The organism is Massilia oculi (genome assembly GCF_017582745.1).
GTDB classification, from domain to species: domain Bacteria; phylum Pseudomonadota; class Gammaproteobacteria; order Burkholderiales; family Burkholderiaceae_D; genus Telluria; species Telluria oculi_A.
Genome location: NZ_JAFVIM010000004.1, coordinates 278203 through 296151, shown reverse-complemented (window position 1 = coordinate 296151; position 17949 = coordinate 278203). Strand labels below are relative to the sequence as shown.

General features: G+C 67.7%; 10 protein-coding genes. 3 read left to right on the top strand and 7 right to left on the bottom strand.

Annotated features, from left to right (window positions below; genetic code table 11):
• Positions 1 to 52: 52 nt before the first annotated feature.
• Both J3U95_RS07105 and J3U95_RS07100 read right to left on the bottom strand, forming a co-directional pair.
• On the bottom strand, positions 53 to 628 hold the full coding sequence (locus tag J3U95_RS07105) for a hypothetical protein (RefSeq protein ID WP_208277924.1): 576 nt from the start codon (positions 626 to 628) through the stop codon (positions 53 to 55).
• Positions 629 to 828: 200 nt separating this feature from the next.
• Complete coding sequence (locus J3U95_RS07100; protein ID WP_208277923.1) at positions 829 to 2058, bottom strand: winged helix-turn-helix domain-containing protein; 1230 nt, start codon at positions 2056 to 2058, stop codon at positions 829 to 831.
• A gap of 121 nt (positions 2059 to 2179) precedes the next feature.
• Between J3U95_RS07100 and J3U95_RS07095 the strand changes: the two genes are divergently transcribed.
• Both J3U95_RS07095 and J3U95_RS07090 read left to right on the top strand, forming a co-directional pair.
• On the top strand, positions 2180 to 3451 hold the full coding sequence (locus J3U95_RS07095) for an exonuclease SbcCD subunit D C-terminal domain-containing protein (protein ID WP_208277922.1): 1272 nt from the start codon (positions 2180 to 2182) through the stop codon (positions 3449 to 3451).
• Complete coding sequence (locus J3U95_RS07090; RefSeq protein ID WP_208277921.1) at positions 3448 to 7197, top strand: AAA family ATPase; 3750 nt, start codon at positions 3448 to 3450, stop codon at positions 7195 to 7197. The genes J3U95_RS07095 and J3U95_RS07090 overlap by 4 nt, the downstream gene beginning before the upstream one ends.
• 13 nt (positions 7198 to 7210) lie before the next feature.
• Here J3U95_RS07090 and J3U95_RS07085 read toward each other — a convergent pair whose 3' ends face one another.
• From J3U95_RS07085 to J3U95_RS07065, 5 genes are all read right to left on the bottom strand, one after another.
• Positions 7211 to 8989: an IlvD/Edd family dehydratase gene (locus tag J3U95_RS07085; protein WP_208277920.1), complete on the bottom strand. Its 1779-nt coding sequence runs from the start codon at positions 8987 to 8989 to the stop codon at positions 7211 to 7213.
• A 49-nt stretch (positions 8990 to 9038) separates the two neighbouring features.
• Positions 9039 to 9917 carry an SMP-30/gluconolactonase/LRE family protein gene (locus tag J3U95_RS07080; protein ID WP_208277919.1) on the bottom strand — a complete coding sequence of 293 codons (879 nt, stop codon included), beginning with the start codon at positions 9915 to 9917 and terminating at the stop codon, positions 9039 to 9041.
• Complete coding sequence (gene xylB, locus J3U95_RS07075) at positions 9914 to 10717, bottom strand: D-xylose 1-dehydrogenase (protein ID WP_208277918.1); 804 nt, start codon at positions 10715 to 10717, stop codon at positions 9914 to 9916. The genes J3U95_RS07080 and xylB overlap by 4 nt, the downstream gene beginning before the upstream one ends.
• Before the next feature lie 27 nt (positions 10718 to 10744).
• Positions 10745 to 11929 carry a fumarylacetoacetate hydrolase family protein gene (locus J3U95_RS07070; RefSeq protein WP_208277917.1) on the bottom strand — a complete coding sequence of 395 codons (1185 nt, stop codon included), beginning with the start codon at positions 11927 to 11929 and terminating at the stop codon, positions 10745 to 10747.
• 162 nt (positions 11930 to 12091) lie between these two features.
• Entirely contained in the window at positions 12092 to 15175 is a 3084-nt protein-coding gene (locus J3U95_RS07065; protein WP_208277916.1) for a TonB-dependent receptor, read from the bottom strand.
• Positions 15176 to 15756: 581 nt separating this feature from the next.
• On the opposite strand from J3U95_RS07065, the gene J3U95_RS07060 reads away from it, so the two are divergent.
• On the top strand, positions 15757 to 17934 hold the full coding sequence (locus J3U95_RS07060; RefSeq protein ID WP_208277915.1) for an alpha-glucuronidase family glycosyl hydrolase: 2178 nt from the start codon (positions 15757 to 15759) through the stop codon (positions 17932 to 17934).
• Positions 17935 to 17949 lie beyond the last annotated feature (15 nt).

The following is a 17949-nucleotide window of genomic DNA, read 5'->3' as shown; positions in this document are numbered from 1 at the left end:
TATCGATTGGCATGTCCGGCCTGGCTACCCTCCTCAGTTTACGAGCGGCAATTTACGAATGGCAAAGCCGATTTTTCCTTGAAGAAAGCTCAGGCGGCGGCAGGCCGCGCAGCACACCCATGTCGCCACGTGTTTCACCTCGGTTCTCGCTCTGGTGGGCGTCATGCGCCAGCATCTGGTTAGCGATGGCGAACCAGGTCTCGCCCGGGATCATGGTGCGCGCCAGCGGCAGCAGCTCGCGCTCTTCGCGGTCTAGGCGTTCGAGCAGCAGCTCGCAGCAGCGCTCGAGAGCCGCCAGGCAGCCGGGATCGCCGTCGACGGCGGCCGCCTGCGCCGCCTGGCGCGCTTCGAGCGCCTGCCGGCTCAACCCATCGAGCTCGTCCACCAGCCGGGCGGCATCCTCGCCGCGGCGGCGCAGCGCCGGCAGCACGAACTTGTCGAGCTTGCGCCAGTGGCAGGCCTCGCAGACCTGGCGCAGCGCTTCGCAAGCCTGTTCGTACTGGCGCATGGCGGGCGGTTCGCCCCACCAGGCGCAAGGTCGCCAGCGTTCGAGCAACGCCTGCACCTCGATCCGCGTGCGTGCCTGCTCGACGGACAAGGCGACCAGCGTATAGGTTGATGTCAGCATGGTGTCTCCTCTCAATTTGCTCCTCCGGCTGCTCCTCCGGCGCGCGTGGATGGTCCACGCCTGGAACGGTCGGGGATGCTTTATAGGGGTAGCCGGCTATTGTTTGTTTATGTGCCGGCCGACAGGAACTTCGTAGTGTAGAGAGAAGAAGGTGGGCGGGTTTGACATTTCTCAAACCCGATTTCACGATGCGAGCGAGGTCAGACGGGGCTAATTTCCTCCACAAAATACTCTTCCAAGATGCTACCGAAAGCGGCCGGGTCGCTGCCTACCACCGTGATCCGTGGGCAGCCATGCCAGCCGGCGCAGCGGATCACCGCCCCGGCGACGTCACGCGCCAGGCTCGCGCTCAGACGCAGGCCGGGCTCCAGCGCCACGCTGCGCAGTTCGAACACGCCCTGCTTGCGGTGCGCCTTGGCGTCGATGCGGCCGACCAGGGCGCCGCGGCGCAGGATCGGCAGCGTGAAATAGCCGTAGCGGCGCTTCGGCGCCGGGGTATAGCACTCGAGCCGGTAATCGAAGTCGAACAGCTCGAGGGCGCGGCGGCGGTCCCAGACCACCGGGTCGAACGGCGAGAGCACGGTGGTCAGGCGCGGCGCCAGCTTACCGTCCACCGCCTGCTGCGCCAGCGCCAGTTGCTCGGGATGGATGTAGACCGGGTCGCGCCAGCCCTCGACGCTGGCCTTGATGAGCAGTCCTTCGTCCGCCAACTGCGCCGGATTGACGTGCGGCCGGCGCGTGCGGTGATAGTCCGGGATCCATGCCGCGCGCGCCAGGCCGAGGGCGTGCACGGTACGCAGGGCGAATTCCCGCTGCACAGCATCCAGCGCCGGCATGCGGTCGTCATGCCAGGTCGGATGGACGCGCTCGGCCAGGTCGTACACTCGCTGGAAGTTGTGACGGCGCGCGATCATCAGGGCGCCGGCCGTGAACAGCACTTCGAGCGAGCGCTTCTCGGGCTTCCATTCCCACCAGCCGCCCGACTTGCCGTCCTGGCGCGCGAAGTCGGCGGCCCGCACCGGCCCGCTGGCGCGGATGTGCTCGACCAGCTGCGCCACTTCGTCGGCGCGCTCGCGCATCCAGCGCGCCGAATATTTCCAGCCCATCGCTTCCGGATCGAGCATGCGGTGTCGGTACAGGCCGTAGTCCTCGATCGGCAGGAAGCAGGCTTCGTGGGCCCAGTATTCGAACAGGTGGCCCTCGGCCAGCAGCTCGTCGAGCCAGGCGGGATCGTAGTCTCCCAGCCGGCTCCACAACACCAGGTAGGGACTGCGCGCGACCACGCTGATGGTGTCGATCTGCAGCATGCGCATGCGCCGGATCGCGGCCAGCACGTCGTCCTTGTTGGCGCGGCGGCGCGGCGTGGTCAAGCCCTGGGCCGCCAGGTGCAGGGCGCGCGCGGCGCCGATCGACAGGGTGAGTTCGCTCATTCGGCCATTTTGACCGTCCGGGCAAGACCGCGTCAATCGCCCGGAGTAATCTCCAGCAGGCGAGCGGCCGGCTGCGTTATAGTAGGCGCCGATTTGTCGTTCCACTTTTCTCGAGTCTCTCATGCGGCTGCTGCACACCTCCGACTGGCACCTCGGCCAGACCCTGCACAATCACGACCGGACCTACGAACACCAGTGCTTCCTCGACTGGCTGGCCGACACGCTGGTGGAGGAGCGCATCGACGTGCTCCTGATCGCGGGCGACATCTTCGACACCGCCAATCCGTCCTCGAGCGCCCAGCGCCAGCTGTACCGCTTCCTGCAGCAGGCGCGCACCCGCGCGCCGCAGCTGCAGGTGGTGGTCATCGCCGGTAACCACGACTCGCCCGGCCGGCTGGAAGCGCCGACGCCGCTGCTGGAAGCCCATGGCACGATCGTGGTCGGCAACGTCCTGCGCCGCGGCGACGGCGAGATCGACCTGGAGCGCCTGCTGGTGCCGCTCTCGGACCGCGACGGCAACACGGCGGCCTGGTGCCTGGCCGTGCCCTTCCTGCGTCCGGGCGACCTGCCGCGCCTGCGCGCCGCCGAAGGCGAGCAAGCGGCCGAAGACAGCGTGCGCGACCCCTACCAGCACGGCACCGCCCTGCTCTACCGCCAGGCGCATGCGCTGGCGCGCGAACGGGCGGCCGAAGGCCAGGCCATCGTCGCCATGGGCCACTGCCATATGGCCAAGGGCCAGGCGTCCGAAGACTCCGAGCGCCGCATCGTGATCGGCGGCAGCGAAGCCCTGCCGGTCAGCATGTTCGACGCCGGCATCGCCTATGCGGCCCTGGGCCACCTGCACCTGGCCCAGCGCGTCGGCGGCCTCGAACACGTGCGCTATTGCGGCAGCCCGCTGCCGCTGTCGTTCTCCGAAGTCGGCTACCAGCACCAGGTGCTGCGCATCGATCTCGATGGCGCCAGTCCCGCCGTAGTAACACCTCTATATGTACCGCGTCCGGTGCAACTGCTGCGCGTGCCGGCCCTTCCCGCGCCACTGGAAGAGGCGCTGGCGGCGCTGGAAGCATTGGAACTGGACGCGGATCTGCCGCAGCAGGCCTGGCCTTATCTGGAGGTGCGGGTGCTGCTGGACGGCCCCGAGCCGGGCCTGCGCGCCCGCGTCGAGGCGGCCCTGGCGGGCAAGCCGGTGCGGCTGGCCAAGATCGAGCCGACGCGCAAGCTGGTCGCGGCGTCCGACGAGGCCGACGCCCTGAGCCTGGACCAGCTGGCGCAGCTGCAGCCGGACGACATCTTCCGCCGCCTGTGGCGGCAAAAATATGGCGACGAGGCGCCGCCCGAACAGATCGAGTCATTCGCCGAACTGTTCCACGCCGTGGAAGGAGACGCGCCATGAAAATTCTCCGTATCAGCGGCAAGAACCTGGCCTCGCTGGCGGGCGAATTCGCAGTCGACTTCGAATCCGGACCGCTGGCCACCACCGGCCTGTTCGCCATCAGCGGCCCGACCGGCGCGGGAAAAAGCACCCTGCTCGACGCCCTGTGCCTGGCGCTGTACGACGCGACCCCGCGCATGCTCAAGCGCGCCGGCAGCCAGTTGCCGGACGTCGGCGGCGACACCGTCTCGGCGCTCGACCCGCGCACCCTGCTGCGGCGCGGCGCGGCCGAGGCCTGGGCCGAAGTCGACTTCGTCGGCAGCGACGACGGCCGCTATCGCGCGCGCTGGAGCGTGCGCCGTTCCTACGGCAAGCCGGGCGGCGCGCTGCAGCCTGCCAAGATGAGCCTGCACCGCCTGCCGGAACTCGTGCCGATCGGCGGCACCAAGACCGAGGTGGCGGCGGAGATCGTCCAGCGCATCGGCCTGTCGTTCGAGCAGTTTACGCGCGCCGTGCTGCTGGCCCAGAACGAGTTCTCGGCCTTTCTGAAAACCGACGAGAACGAGCGCGGTGAGTTGCTCGAGACCCTGACCGGCACCACGGTCTACAGCGAGATCTCGCGCCGCGCCTTCGAGCGCTACAAGCTCGAACAGCAGCGCACCCAGGTGCTGCAGGCCAAGCTCGCCAATGTGGCGCCACTGGCGCCGGAGGAACGCGCCCAGCTCGACCTCGAGCGCAGCGCCGCCGAAGCCGCACGTGAAGCGCTCGACAGCCGCTACACCCTGCTGGAACAGCAGCTGCGCTGGCACCAGGAGCTCGACAAGCTCGGGCGCGGCCAGGCCCAGGCCGAGGAAGCCCTCGCCGCCGCCAACGGCGAGCGTGCCGCGGCGGCCGAACGCCGCCAGCGCCTGGCCACGCTGGAAGCGGTGCAGCCCGCGCGGCCGCTGGCGGTCGAGGTCCAGCGCCTGGAAGCCGAGCGGCGCCAGGCCCATTCTTCCGTCGCCAAGCTGGAAGGCGAGCTGGCGGGGGCGCTCGAAGCGCGCCGCGCGAGCAACGCCGAAGTCGACGCCGCCATCGCACGTCTCGACGCCGTCGAAGAACAACTGCGCGCCGCCGGCCCGCAACTGGACCAGGCCAAGGCCCTGGATGCGGCGCTGGAAGCGCTCGCTCCCGGCCACGCCCAGGCAAAAAGTGCGCTGGAAGCGGCGCGCCAGCAAGCCCGTGAGGCGCGCGCGCAGCATGGGGCGAAGTCGGAAGAACTCGCACGCGCACGCGGCCTGGTCGAGGGCGCCGCCGCATGGCTGGCAGCCCAGTCCCGGCACGAAGCCGTGGCCACCGGCTGGCCGCAGTGGGAACGCCTGCTGCGCCAGGCCGGCCAGGCGCAAGCCGCGCTGGCCGCCGGCAAAACGGCGCTGGCGGCAACCCGCACGGCGGCCGACCAGGCGGCCGGACGTGATACCCAGGCGGCGAGCGCTCTGGCGCAGGCCATCGAACGTCTGGACGCATTGGAAGCGAACCGGCGCGCGGCGATGGCGGCGCTCGGGGAGTTCGATGCCGAGGCGATCGGCGCCGAACGCCAGCAGCTGGAAGGCCGCCGCGAACGGCTGGCGGCGGCCGAACGCGCCTGGCTCGACTTGTCGGCGGCGCGCGATACGCTGGCCGGACTCGCGCGCGAATCCGAGCGCGCAGCAACCGCTGCGGCCGGCGCCGAACGCGCCCTGCAGGAGGCGCGCGCCGCCGCGCCGGCACTGGAAGCGGCGATGGCGCAGGCCGAACGCTCGCTGAGCGCCGCCGAACTGGCGTGCGCCGCCAATGTGGAGCAACTGCGCGCGAACCTGGTCGACGACGATCCCTGCCCCGTGTGCGGCGCGTTTGAACACCCATACGCCCACCAGGATGCGACGCTGAAGGCGATGTTGACCGGCCTGCGGGCCGAAGTCGACGGTTGCCGCGCGGGCGTGCGCGAGAATGGCGCGCTGCAGGCGAGCCACGGCGCCGCCCTCGCCGCCGCCCGGGAACGCCTGGCGGCGCTGTCCCAGGACCGCACGGCGCTCGATCTGCGCGTCGCCCGCCTGCTTGATGCCTGGGAAGCCGATCCACTGGCGGCCGAGGCGCCGGGCGAACCGGAACGTGGCGACTGGTTCGGCGCCCAACGAGGCGCCGTGCGCGAAGCCCTCGATGCGCTGGCGCGCCGCGAACAGGCCTGGCGCGCCGCCGCCAGCGCGCGCGACGCGGCCCAGCGCGACGTCGACGGCGCGCAATCGGTGCTGGCCGGGTTGCGCAAGAATGCCGAGGCCGAGCGCGACACGACGAGCCGCCTGCAGAACGAGCTGAAAACACTGGACGCCGGCCAGCAGGCGGCAACCACGCAGCTGCATGCGCTGCTGGCCGAGCTCGATCCTGCCATGGCCGCCGCCCACGGCGACGGCTGGCAGACGGCATGGCGCCGCGATCCGGCCGGCTGGAGCCAGGCCCGCGCCACGGAAGCCGCCGGATGGCGCGAGCAGACCGAGGCCCAGGCGCGCGGCGCCGCCGCGAGCGCGACCCTGGAGGTCGAAGCAGGCGCGCTCCAGGCGCGCATCGGCGAGATCGACGCGGCGGGGGCCAGGCTGGCAGCCGAATTCGAGCGCATCGACGCCGAGTCGAGCGCCAAACGCGCGGCGCGCGCCGCCCTGTGGCAAGGGCGCGCCGCAAGCGAAGTCGAACGCGAACTGAGCGCCGCCGTGAGCGGCGCGCGCGAGCAGGTCGCGGCGCGCCAGCAGGCCGCCAATGAGGCGGCCCAGGCCGAGACCCGGGCCCGCACCGCGCAGGCCCAGCTGATCGAGCGCATCGCGGAACTCGACCAGTCCGGCGCCACGGCCAGCGCGCGACTCGCCGACTGGCTGGAAGACTACCGGCGCCAGGCCGATGGCCTCGACGACATCGCGGATACCGACGAACTGGCGCGGCTGCTGCAGGTCGGCGCCGCCTGGCTGGCGCAGGAGCGCAGCGCGCTGAACGCCATCGAGACCGGGGTCGCCAATGCCACCACGATCCTGGCCGAACGGCGCGCCCAGCGTGCGGCGCATCTCGAGTCGGCGCCGCCGGACGGCCAGCCGATGGAGGTCATCCAGGCGATGGTCGACGCGCTGGTCGTCGAGCGCCAGGCGTCGATCGAAGCGGCGACCGCGCTGCGCCTGCGCGCGATGCAGGACGACGAGCGACGGCGCCAGGCCGAATCGAGCCTGGCCGAGATCGAGCGCCAGCAGTCGGTCGAGCAGCGCTGGGGCAAGCTGTCGGAGCTGATCGGCTCCAGCGACGGCAAGAAGTTCCGCAACTACGCCCAGCAATTCACGCTGGACGTGCTGCTCGGCTATGCCAATGAACACCTGACGCAGCTGGCCCGGCGCTACCGCCTGGAGCGCGTCAGCTACCAGGGCATGCCGTCACTGGCGCTGATGGTGCGCGACCAGGACATGGGCGGCGAAGTGCGTTCGGTGAACTCCCTGTCGGGCGGCGAATCGTTCCTGGTGTCGCTGGCGCTGGCGCTGGGTCTGGCCTCGCTGTCCTCGAACCGGGTGCGGGTCGAATCGCTGTTCATCGACGAGGGCTTCGGCAGCCTCGACAGCGAAACGCTCGGGGTGGCGATGGACGCCCTGGATGCGCTGCAGTCGATGGGCCGCAAGGTCGGCGTGATCTCGCACGTGCAGGAGATGACCGAGCGGATCGCGACCAAGGTGCTGGTGCGACCCGCCGGTGGAGGCAGCAGCGCGGTCGTGGTGGAGTGACCGCGCGGTTGGATCAGTGGTTGTGGCGCGGCATATCATGCCCCACGCCGCGATACGGCAAGGCGAGTTCCATGCACGCGCCCTTGTGCAGCTGGCCCACCGTGGCGCGGTAGATTTCCTGCCACGGGGTCTGGCTGGCGGGGATCGCCGGCGGCGCGTCGCTACGGCGCGCTTCCAGCTCTTCGTCCGACAGCTGCACGTCGCAGCGGCCATGGTTCAGGTCGACCCGGATCACGTCGCCCGTGCGCAGCAGCGACAGGTTGCCGCCGGCCGCGCTCTCGGGCGAGGCGTTCAGGATCGACGGGCTGTCCGAGGTGCCCGACTGGCGGCCGTCGCCCAGGGTCGGCAGGTTGTTGATGCCTTCCTTGATCAGGTGGTCGGGTGGCTGCATATTGACCACCTCGGCCGAACCGGGCCAACCCACCGGACCCGCGCCGCGGATCACCAGCATCGTGTACTCGTCGATGCCCAGGCTCGGATCGTTGATCCGGTGATGATAGTCGTCCGAGCCGTCGAACACGACCACCTTGCACTCGAAGCAGTTCTCGTGCCCCGGATTGGCGAGATAGCGCGCGCGGAAGGCCGGCGAGATCACGCTGGTCTTCATGATCGCGAAGTCGAACAGATTGCCCTTCAGGACCAGGAAGCCCGCCGTTTCCTTGAGCGGCTCGGCGAACGGCTTGATCATCTCGCGGTCGTCGGTCTCGCGGTCGTAGATGTTCTCGGCCATGGTCTTGCCGGTGACGGTGGGACGCTGCGAGCGCAGCTTGCCCGCCTGTTCCAGCTCCCACATCACGGCCGGCACGCCGCCGGCGCGGTGGAAGCGCTCGCCCAGGTATTTGCCGGCCGGCTGCATGTTCAGCAGCAGCGGCACGTCGTAGCCGTATTCCATCCAGTCCTCGGGCGTGATCTCCACGCCCGCATGGCGCGCCATGGCCACGATGTGCGGCTGGGCGTTGCTCGAGCCGCCGATCGCGGCGTTGACCACGATCGCATCCAGGAAGGCTTCACGCGTCATGATCTGCGAGGGACGCACGTCGTCCTTGGCCAGTTCGACGATGCGGCGGCCGGTTTCGTAGGCCATCTGGCCGCGCTCGCGGTAAGGCGCGGGAATCGCCGAGCAGCCGGTGAGCGACATGCCGAGCGCCTCGGCCACGGCATTCATCGTGGACGCCGTGCCCATGGTGTTGCAGTGGCCGGCGGACGGCGCCGACGCCGTGGCGATGTCGACGAACTTCTTCTCGTCGATGGCGCCGGCCGCCAGCTGGCGGCGCGCCTTCCAGATGGCGGCGCCCGAGCCCACCAGCTCTCCTTCGAACCAGCCGTCGAGCATCGGTCCGCCCGACAGCACGATGGCGGGAATGTCGACCGTGGCCGCGGCCATCAGCTGGGCCGGCACGGTCTTGTCGCAGCCGGTGGTGAGCACCACGGCGTCGATCGGATAGCCGTGCAGGATCTCGACCAGGCCCAGATAGGCCAGGTTGCGGTCCAGCGCCGCGGTCGGGCGGCGGCAGTTTTCGAAGATCGGATGCAGCGGGAATTCCATCGGAATGCCGCCGGCGTCGCGGATGCCGTCGCGCACCCGCTTGACGGTCTCCAGGTGGATGCGGTTGCAAGGCGTGATGTCGCTGCCGCTCTGGGCGATGCCGATGATCGGCTTGCCGCAGCGCAACTCCTCGGGCGTGATCCCGTAGTTCATGAAGCGCTCGAGGTAGAGCGCGGTCATGTCGATGCGCTCGGGATTGTCGAACCAGTCCTGGGACCGGTAGCGACGCTTGGCCTTATTGCTCACATTAGTGCTGACGTTGTTGCTCACATTGTTGCTCACTGGGTCGATTATTCTATGGTTGATCCTGCAGCCGCAGCGCGTGCTGCGGCAGTCCCGGCACGTCGGCGCGGAAGGTGAACAGCCCGCCCGCGAGCGGCTGCGCCTCGAGCTGGGCGGCGGACAGGCCCTTGCGCGCGGTCGTAGCATACACGGTGCGCAGGTCGTCGCCGCCGAAGGCCAGCTTGGTGATGTTGGCGCACGGGAAGCGCACCTCGCCCACCTTGCGTCCCTGCGGGTCGAAGCGGTCGATGCGCCAGCCGCCGAAGGTGGCCACCCACAGGCAGCCGTCAAGGTCGACCGCCATCCCGTCCGGATAACCGCCATCCGCCAATTCGGTGAACAGGCGCTTGCGCGCGACCAGGCCGTCCTCGCCCAGGTCGAAGGCGTAGATGCGCTGCGCCAGCGTATCGGTATGGTACAGCGTGCGCCCGTCGGGGCTGATGGCCGGGCCGTTGGTGATCACGTAGCCGTCATCCACGCGGCTCGCCTCGCGCCCGTCGAAACGGTACAGGGCGCCGGTGGCCTGGTCCTCGGCATCGTCCATCGAACCGAACCACAGATTGCCTGCGGCATCGACGTGGCCGTCGTTGAAGCGGTTGCCCGGCTGGTCGGCCTCGACCTTCAGCAAGGGAGAAAATTCGCCGCTCGCCTCATGGAAGCGGTACAGGCCATCCTCCAGCGAGCAGACGAAACCGCCGCCCGCGACCGGCACCACGAAGCTCACCTGCCCCGGCGCGTCCCAGCTGCGCTTGCCGCCGTCCCGGGTGTCATAGCAATGCAGGCGCCGGCCCTTTATGTCCACGAACCACACCTGGCCCGCCGCGCCATGCCACAGCGCGCCTTCGCCAAGCGTGGCGCCCACCGCCCACAGGCAGTACGGCGCGGTGTTCATGCGCCGTACCAGCCCGCGTCGACGAAGTATTCGCGGCCGCTGCAGCGACGCGCATTGTTCGAGGCCAGGAACAGCGACAGCGCCGCCACGTCCTGCATCTCCACGCGCTCCTGCAGGCACTGGCCGTTCAGGATGCGCGCTTCCTCGTGCGGCGTATGCCACAGCGCTTCCTGCCGCGGGGTGCGCACCGCGCCGGGAATCACCGCCACGGTGCGGATGCCGTGCGGTCCCAGCTCGCGCGCCATCGCGCGCGTCATGCCCTCGACTCCGGCCTTGGCCGTCATGTACAGGGCCAGCTCGGTATGCGGCAGGTGCCACGAGATCGAGCCGAAATTCTGGATCACGCCGTGGCCCTGCTCCCGCATGCCGGGAATGACGGCCTGCGAACAGAAGAACTGGTGGCGCAGGTTGACGTTCATCCGGCTTTCCCAGTAGGCCGGGGTGACGTCGCCGATGCTGTGACGGTCGTCGTTGGCCGCGTTATTGAGCAGGATGTCGACGGCGCCGGCTTCCTGCACGATGCCGTCGAAGGTGCGCTTGAGCGCATCGAGGTCGGTCAGGTCGCAGTGGATGAAGCGTGGTGCGTGGGTCGGGTCGACCACCGATTTGGCCAGCGACTCGGCCAGGGCGCGTCCTGCGCCCTCGGCGATGTCGAGGAACCAGACCCGGGCGCCCTGGCCGACGAAGGCGGTGACCAGCTCGGCGCCGATGCCGCTGCCGCCGCCGGTGATGACGACGCGCTTGCCGTTCAGGTCCGGATAACTTGCGTATACAAAGGCTGGTTGATTGATGTCAGACATGGGGTTTTTCGTATTAAAGGCAGTTTTTTATTTCTGGACCAGCAGGCCGCGCTGCGCCAGGTTGGCGTACAGCGCGCGCACGCCGAAGGTCCAGGGCGTGATCGCGTCGCTGCGTCGCACGGTATTGACCAGGGTGCCGAGCGATGGCGTCGAGATGGCGACCTTGTCGCCCAGGTGGTGGGTGAAGCCGCCGCCTGCGGCATCGCGGTCCTTGATCGGCGAGAACATCGTGCCGAGGAACAGCATGAAGCCGTCCGGGTACTGGTGGTGCGCGCCGCAGGTCTGGGCGACCAGGTCGAGCGGGTCGCGGCTGATCTCGCGCATGCGGCTGCTGCCTTCCAGGATGAAGCCGTCGTCCACGCCTTCGATCAGCATGTTCACCTCGCACTCGCGCAGGGTGTCGAGCGAGTAGGTGTCGTCGAACAGGCGGATGAAGGGGCCGATGGCGCAGGAGCCGTTATTGTCCTTGGCCTTGCCCAGCAACAGGGCGCTGCGGCCTTCGATGTCGCGCAGGTTGACGTCGTTGCCCAGGGTGGCGCCGACGATCTCGGCGCGGCTGTTCACCGCCAGCACGATCTCGGGTTCGGGATTGTTCCAGTGCGAGGTCGGATGCAGGCCGATGTCGGCGCCGTGGCCGACCGACGACATCGGCTGCGACTTGGTGAAGACTTCGGCGTCCGGGCCGATGCCCACTTCCATGTACTGCGACCACAGGCCGCGCGCCGACAGCTCGGTCTTCAGGCGCGTTGACGCCTCGGAGCCCGGCACGATGTCCGACAGGTCGGTGCCGATCGTCGCCTGCAGCTGCGCGCGCAGGGCCTCGGCGCGCGACGGGTCGCCCTTGGCCTGCTCTTCGATCACGCGTTCCAGCAGGCTGACGGCGAACGTCACGCCAGCGGCCTTGATCGCCTGCAGGTCGCATGGCGCCAGCAGGCGGATGCCGCTCTCGCCAGCCTCGCCGCGCAGCGCGGCGTCCATCAGCGCGCGCACCTCGCCAAGGTCCTCGCCCTCGGCGCTGCCCGCGATGGCCAGCAGGTCGCGGCGTTCGAACAGGTCGGCCACGGTCGGCGCATGGCGGGTGATGTCGACCAGGCGGCCGCCGCGCACGGCGACCACGGCTGGACCTTCGTTGGCGCCGGTGCGCCAGACCCGGCCGACCAGCAGCGCGCGGTCGAGGTCATCGGGAAGCGGATTGGCTTGGATGGTAGTCATGGGTTCCTCGATTGCTGATGCCGCCCCTCGGGGCGGCAGTAAAGGGTTCGGGGTGAAGCCTTCGGACATGATTCTAACATTAATGTTAACGCAATCATGGCCTGTTTCCTGGGCCTGCCGAGGGATGGCAGGCCCAGGACGGGCCGGTCAGGTAGCGTCAGATCAGAACTTGCCGCGCAGGCCCAGCTGGAAGGTACGGCCCGGATCGTAGAACCCGAACTGCGCGTTCTCGAACTGGAAGTACGAGTCCCGCTTGGCCTTGTTGATGTTGACGACATCGAAGGTGATGGTCGGCCAGTTCTCACGATCGAACACCTGCTCCAGATCCACGCTCGACGAGAAGTCGGCCTGCTTGTAGGCGCGGCCATACAGGGCAGCCGCCGCGATGCCGTTCTGGCCGCCGTTGGCCGCCTGGCTGCCTTCGCGGTAGGTGTGCGAGAAGCGCGCCATGAAGCCGTGGTTCTCGTAGTAGACGCCGAAGTTGTTGCTCTTGCGCGGCACGTTCAGCGCCACGAAGCCGTTCGTGCCTTCGCCGCTGGCCGACTGGTTGATCAGGGTCGCGGTTTCGCTGAAGCCGAAGCCCTTGATCGGCAAGAACCTGTCGAGCGGCTGGACCCAGCCGATTTCCAGGCCGCGGATCCGCAGGATGCCGCCGGCATTGCGCTCCTGGCTCATCACCACGGTCGCCGCGCCCGGACCGCCGCGCGCGTCGATCGCCGCCTGCTGGTTCGGAATCAGGTTGGCATAGGTGACGCCATACTGCTCCAGCGCGCTGAACGGCAAGGTGCGGTTCTCGATCACCGTGAAGCCCTTGAGCTTCTTCTGGAACACGGTCAGGCTCACATAGCCTTCGCCGCCGGTGTACCAGTCGACGCCGAAGTCCAGGTTCTTCGAGATGTAGGGCATCAGTTCCGGGCTGCCGATCGTGCCGACGTCGGCCGACACCGAGCTGAAGTTGATGCCCGGACGCAGCGAGTTCGGATTGGCGCGGGTCATGCTCTTCGATGCCGCGGCGCGCACGATGACGTTGTTGGCGACCGTCAGGGCGGCGGTACCGGATGGCAGCGTGTTGTTGTAGGTGTTGTTCACATACTGCCACTCGGTCGCGTTCGGGTACTTGGAACCGTTCGCCGTGAGCGAAGCGTTGCGTGGGTCGGCGAACGAGTTCAGCGAGCCGACCTCCTGCTTGGTGCGCACATACCGGACGCCGGCGTTATACCGGAACGGCATGTTGGCGAGCAGGGTCGAGCCATTGATCTCGGTGTAGAAGCCCGAGGTTTTCTCGCGCATATAACCCGCGCTCGCCCCGGTCGACGAACTGGTCGAATCCGGCGCCGTCGAGTTGTAGTAGTCGTAGTTCGAATCCTTCCTGAAACGGTCCCAGTCGACGACCAGGCGGCCGTATTCGCCAGGCACCAGGTAGCTTGCCAGCTTGTCGGCCGGGATCAGCGAGCCCTGGTAGATCAGCTGGTCGGTGCGTCCCGCGGTGTAGCCGGTGCCGAAGCCGGGATAGAGCGCCGCTGCGCTCGCGCCAGGCGTGTTGGCGCCGTCGCAGGCCGGAGCGCCGTTGGGGCCCTGCAGGAACACGCTCGGATTGTTGCCGCACACCGCTGCCTGCCAGGCGGCCGAGTTGTCCTGGCCGCGGATGCGGCGGTCGATGTCGTCATAGGCGTAGCCGAGCTTCAGGTTCAGCTTGTTGTCGCCCCAGGTCAGGTCGGTATGGAAGCCCTTGGTGCTGGTTTCGCGCAGCTCGTTCTGGATATTGACGCGACCACCCGCCCATACGTATTGCGACGGGTCATTCAGGTCCTTGTTGAAGGTTATGCTCGGCACGCCGCCGTTGGTGGCGTCGTAGGTCGCCACGAGGCCGCTGCCGGCCGGCGTGATGGGCATGACCGTCGGCGCTTCGTGGGTGAAGTCCGACTTCGTCGCGTTGGCCTGCGCCTCGAGCTTCAAGGTCGGGGCGATCTGCCACGTCATCCCGGGATTGATGCCCTTGAGCGTGGTCTTGTCGCGGCGCGGTCCGTATTCAATGAAGGAACGCGCGTTGGCAAAGGTGCCGCTGGTCGCCGTGCAGCCTGCGTTGCAGTCGGCGCGGTCCACCGTCATGTTGAGCGGGATGGCGAACTCGTTGCGCATTGCCCAGGTGTAGCCAATGCGCTGCATGTCGTCGTCTTTTTCGCTGTACAGCGTATCGACGTAGAAGTGCAGGTTCTCGGTCGGACGGTATTCGGCGCTGATGATGGCCGACGCCTTGTCGCGGTCGCCGTAGTACTCCATGTAGCGGCCGAGGCGAGGCACCAGCGCATTGTCGATCGCGGTGATGCTCGTGCCCGGGTTGTTGGCCTCCAGGAAGCCCTGGTTGATCGGGGTGCCTGGAACGAGGCCCGCGCCCGCGCCGACCGGCACGGTGGCGGGAATCGTCCAGTTGCCGCCGCCGGTATTGTTACGCGACGGCAGGCCGTTCTGCGCGGCCGACAGGTTGGCATTGGTCAGGCCGACCGTCTCGTAGCCGGTGGTGCGCGCCTTCTGGCGGTTGAAGTACACGCCGCCGAGGATACCGAATTTGTCGCCCCAGGTCTTGCTGGCCAGCAGCGAGCCGCGTGCGCCGACGTCGTTGGCGATTTCCTGCTTCTGCGCGGTCGCGCTGTAGACGACGTAGGTGCCTTCCTTGTCGAACGGGCGTGCGCTGCGCAGGTTGACGACGCCGGCGGCGCCACCCTCGAGCTGCGAGGCGTTCGGGCTCTTGCTGACGGTCAGCTTGGTGAACAGTTCGGTCGGCAGCAGGTCGAGGTCGATCTCGCGGTTGGTGCTGGCGCCATCGATCGGGCCGGACGACGCCACCGCGATCTGCGCATTGTTCAGCAGGACTTTGGTGAAGCTGGAGCCCAGGCCGCGGATCTGGACGTTCATGCCCTCGCCGGTCACGTCGCGCGAAATCTGGACGCCAGGAATGCGGCTGAGCGATTCCGCGATGTTCTTGTCCGGGAATTTACCCATGTCTTCCGAACTGATGGTGTCCTGGAAGCCGACGGCTTCCTTCTTGTCGCGCGCGGACGCCAGCAGGCTGCCGCGGTAGCCGGTGACTTTCACGACGTTCACGTTCGCCTGCGCGTTGGCGTCGGTGGTGGTGGTGGCGGTGGTGTCCTGCGCATACGCCTGGTGAACCAGGCCAGCCATGACGGTCAGGCCAAGCGCCCATTGGCGCCGGCGCGCTGCACCCTGCTGCTTCGAATTGCGAGTCATTCAATGTCTCCTGATGGTTTTTTCTACTTCTAATTACTGCTGAGTAAGCAACCTTCTACGGTTGTCTGGTGGGTGGGTAAGACTGCCCCATACGACAAACAGGGCGATCTTCCCGGCGCGCTCTAGCGGCAGGTCACGTTGGTCGAACCGACTGGATGCGCTCGGCGCGGGGCGGGCGAGGCCGACCACGCGACTGGAATGGATGGGTGAAGTGTGCGGCCGCCAGATGGCATGGCCGGACGTGCGGCGACGTCTCGTTGTTGCATGCTTATCTCCTCGTTATTTTTTTACTTCAAGCACATGTTACGAACATCTCTATTAACACGAATGTTATCGCAACCATCGCAGTCTACTGGTCAAAAATAATGATTGTCAACAAAATATTCCGAACGTTGGTAAAGCGCGAATGTTATGCATATCAAGCTCTGCCGAGGAGTCGGCTGCTGGACCGCCGTCAATCACTTCCACACCGTGTGCGGAGAAACAAAACGCTTTCAAAACGAAAAGGTTCGCGCTAACATTCTCGAAGCCGGATGATACAAAACAAACATTCCGGTTCAAAAAAACATGGAGACAACCTAATGCACCGACTCTTCGGGCGGCTCTGGGCCGCGTTTCTTTTCGGCATGCTACTGTGCATCCCGACCCATGCCGCCGCAGAGGACGGCTACCAGCTGTGGTTGCGCTATCAACCCCTCCCCGCCGCCCAGCGCGCCAACGTTCCCGATTCGATCCTGGTGCTCGGCGCCGACAGCCCCACCAAGGGCGCGGCGCGCGCCGAGCTGCAACGCGGCCTGGAGGGAATGCTGGGCAAGGCGCCCGGCATCGTCGACAAGGCGCGCCTCGATACCATCGTGCTGGCGCGCGGCGCCGACCTGCCGACCGGCCTGGATGCCGCGTCCGCCGTACGCGACGAGTTGAAAAAGCTTGGCGACGAAGGCTATCTGGTACGGCGCGCGAAGCTGAACGGCGTCGCCGTCACCCTGGTCGCGGCCAATGCCGACGCCGGCTTGCTGTATGGCAGCTTCGCCTGGCTGCGCCAGCTGCAACTCGGCACCCGCGCCGACCAGGTGACGCTGGCCTCCAGCCCCACCCTGCCCCTGCGCGTGCTGAACCATTGGGACAACCTCGATCGCAGCGTGGAGCGCGGCTACGCCGGCGAGTCGATCTGGAACTGGTGGGAACTCCCGCACATCATCGATCCGCGCTATACCGACTATGCGCGCGCCAATGCCTCGCTGGGCATCAACGGCACCGTATTGAACAACGTGAACTCCAAGGCCGAGGTGCTCGGCGCGCCCTTCATCGCCAAGGCCGCCGCCATCGCCGACGTGCTGCGTCCCTACGGCATCCGCGTCTACCTGTCGGTGCGCTGGTCGACCCCGCTCGAGATGAAGCAGACGAAGACGGCCGATCCGCTCGACCCCGAAGTCGCCGCCTGGTGGAAGAACAAGGCCGACGAGATCTACCGCACCATTCCCGATTTCGGCGGCTTCCTGGTCAAGGCCAATTCGGAAGGCCAGCCAGGTCCGCAGGACTATCGCCGCAACCACGCCGACGGCGCCAATATGCTGGCGCGCGCCGTGGCTCCGCACAAGGGCATCGTGATGTGGCGCGCCTTCGTGTACGCCTCGCCCGAGGAGTCGAAGGCCGACAAGGCGCATGACCGCGCGGTCGAGGGCTATGACCAGTTCATCCCGCTGGACGGCAAGTTCGACGACAACGTGCTGGTGCAGGTGAAGAACGGCGCGATCGACTTCCAGCCGCGCGAGCCGGCCCACCCGATGTTCGGCGCGATGCCGAAGACGCCGCTGATCATGGAATTCCAGATCACCAAGGAATACCTGGGCTTCGCCACCCACCTGGCCTATCTCGGCCCCATGTTCCAGGAGACCCTGGAATTCGATACCCGCATCGGGGGCCGCAAGCTGACCGTGGCCGACACCATCCAGGGCAAGCAGGGCCGCGTCGGCGGCATCGCGGGCGTGGCCAATATCGGCAGCAGCCGCAGCTGGAGCGGCTCGATCTTCGACCAGGCCAACTGGTATATGTATGGCCGCATGGCCTGGGACCAGGGCCTGGACAGCCGCGTCATCGCACGCGAGTGGGCGGCCCAGACCTTCAGCCCGGACAAGCGCTTGCTGGATCCGGTCGTGAGCATGATGATGCGTTCGCGCGAAGCCGTGGTCGACTACATGACGCCGCTCGGCCTGAACCACGTGATGGGCAGCAGCCACCACCACGGCCCGGCGCCCTGGGTCGACAACCTGGAACGCGCCGACTGGAACCCGATCTATTACCACCGCGCTGGCCGCGACGGCATCGGCTTCGACCGCACCGCCAAGGGCAGCAATGCCGTGGCCCAGTATGCGCCCGAGGTGGCGCGCCGCTTCGCCGATCCGAAAACGACGCCGCCCGAGCTGCTGCTCTGGTTCCACCGCCTGCCGTGGGATTACCGGATGCCGTCCGGCCGCACGCTGTGGGAAGAGCTGGTGGCCCGCTACGACCACGGCGTGGCCGAAGCCGCGGCAATGCAGGCCGAGTGGCAGCGCATGAAACCCTTCGTCGATGCCCAGCGCTTCGCGGATACCGCGCAGCGCCTGGCCCAGCAGCACGTCGAGGCGCAATGGTGGCGCGACGCCAGCCTCGCCTACTTCCAGGACGTGTCCGGGCTGCCGCTGCCGGCCGGCGTGCGCAAGCCCGCGCAGTCGCTCGAATACTACAAGTCGATCCGCTTCCCGTACGCCCCGGGGATTTGAGCGAGTCACCCTGTT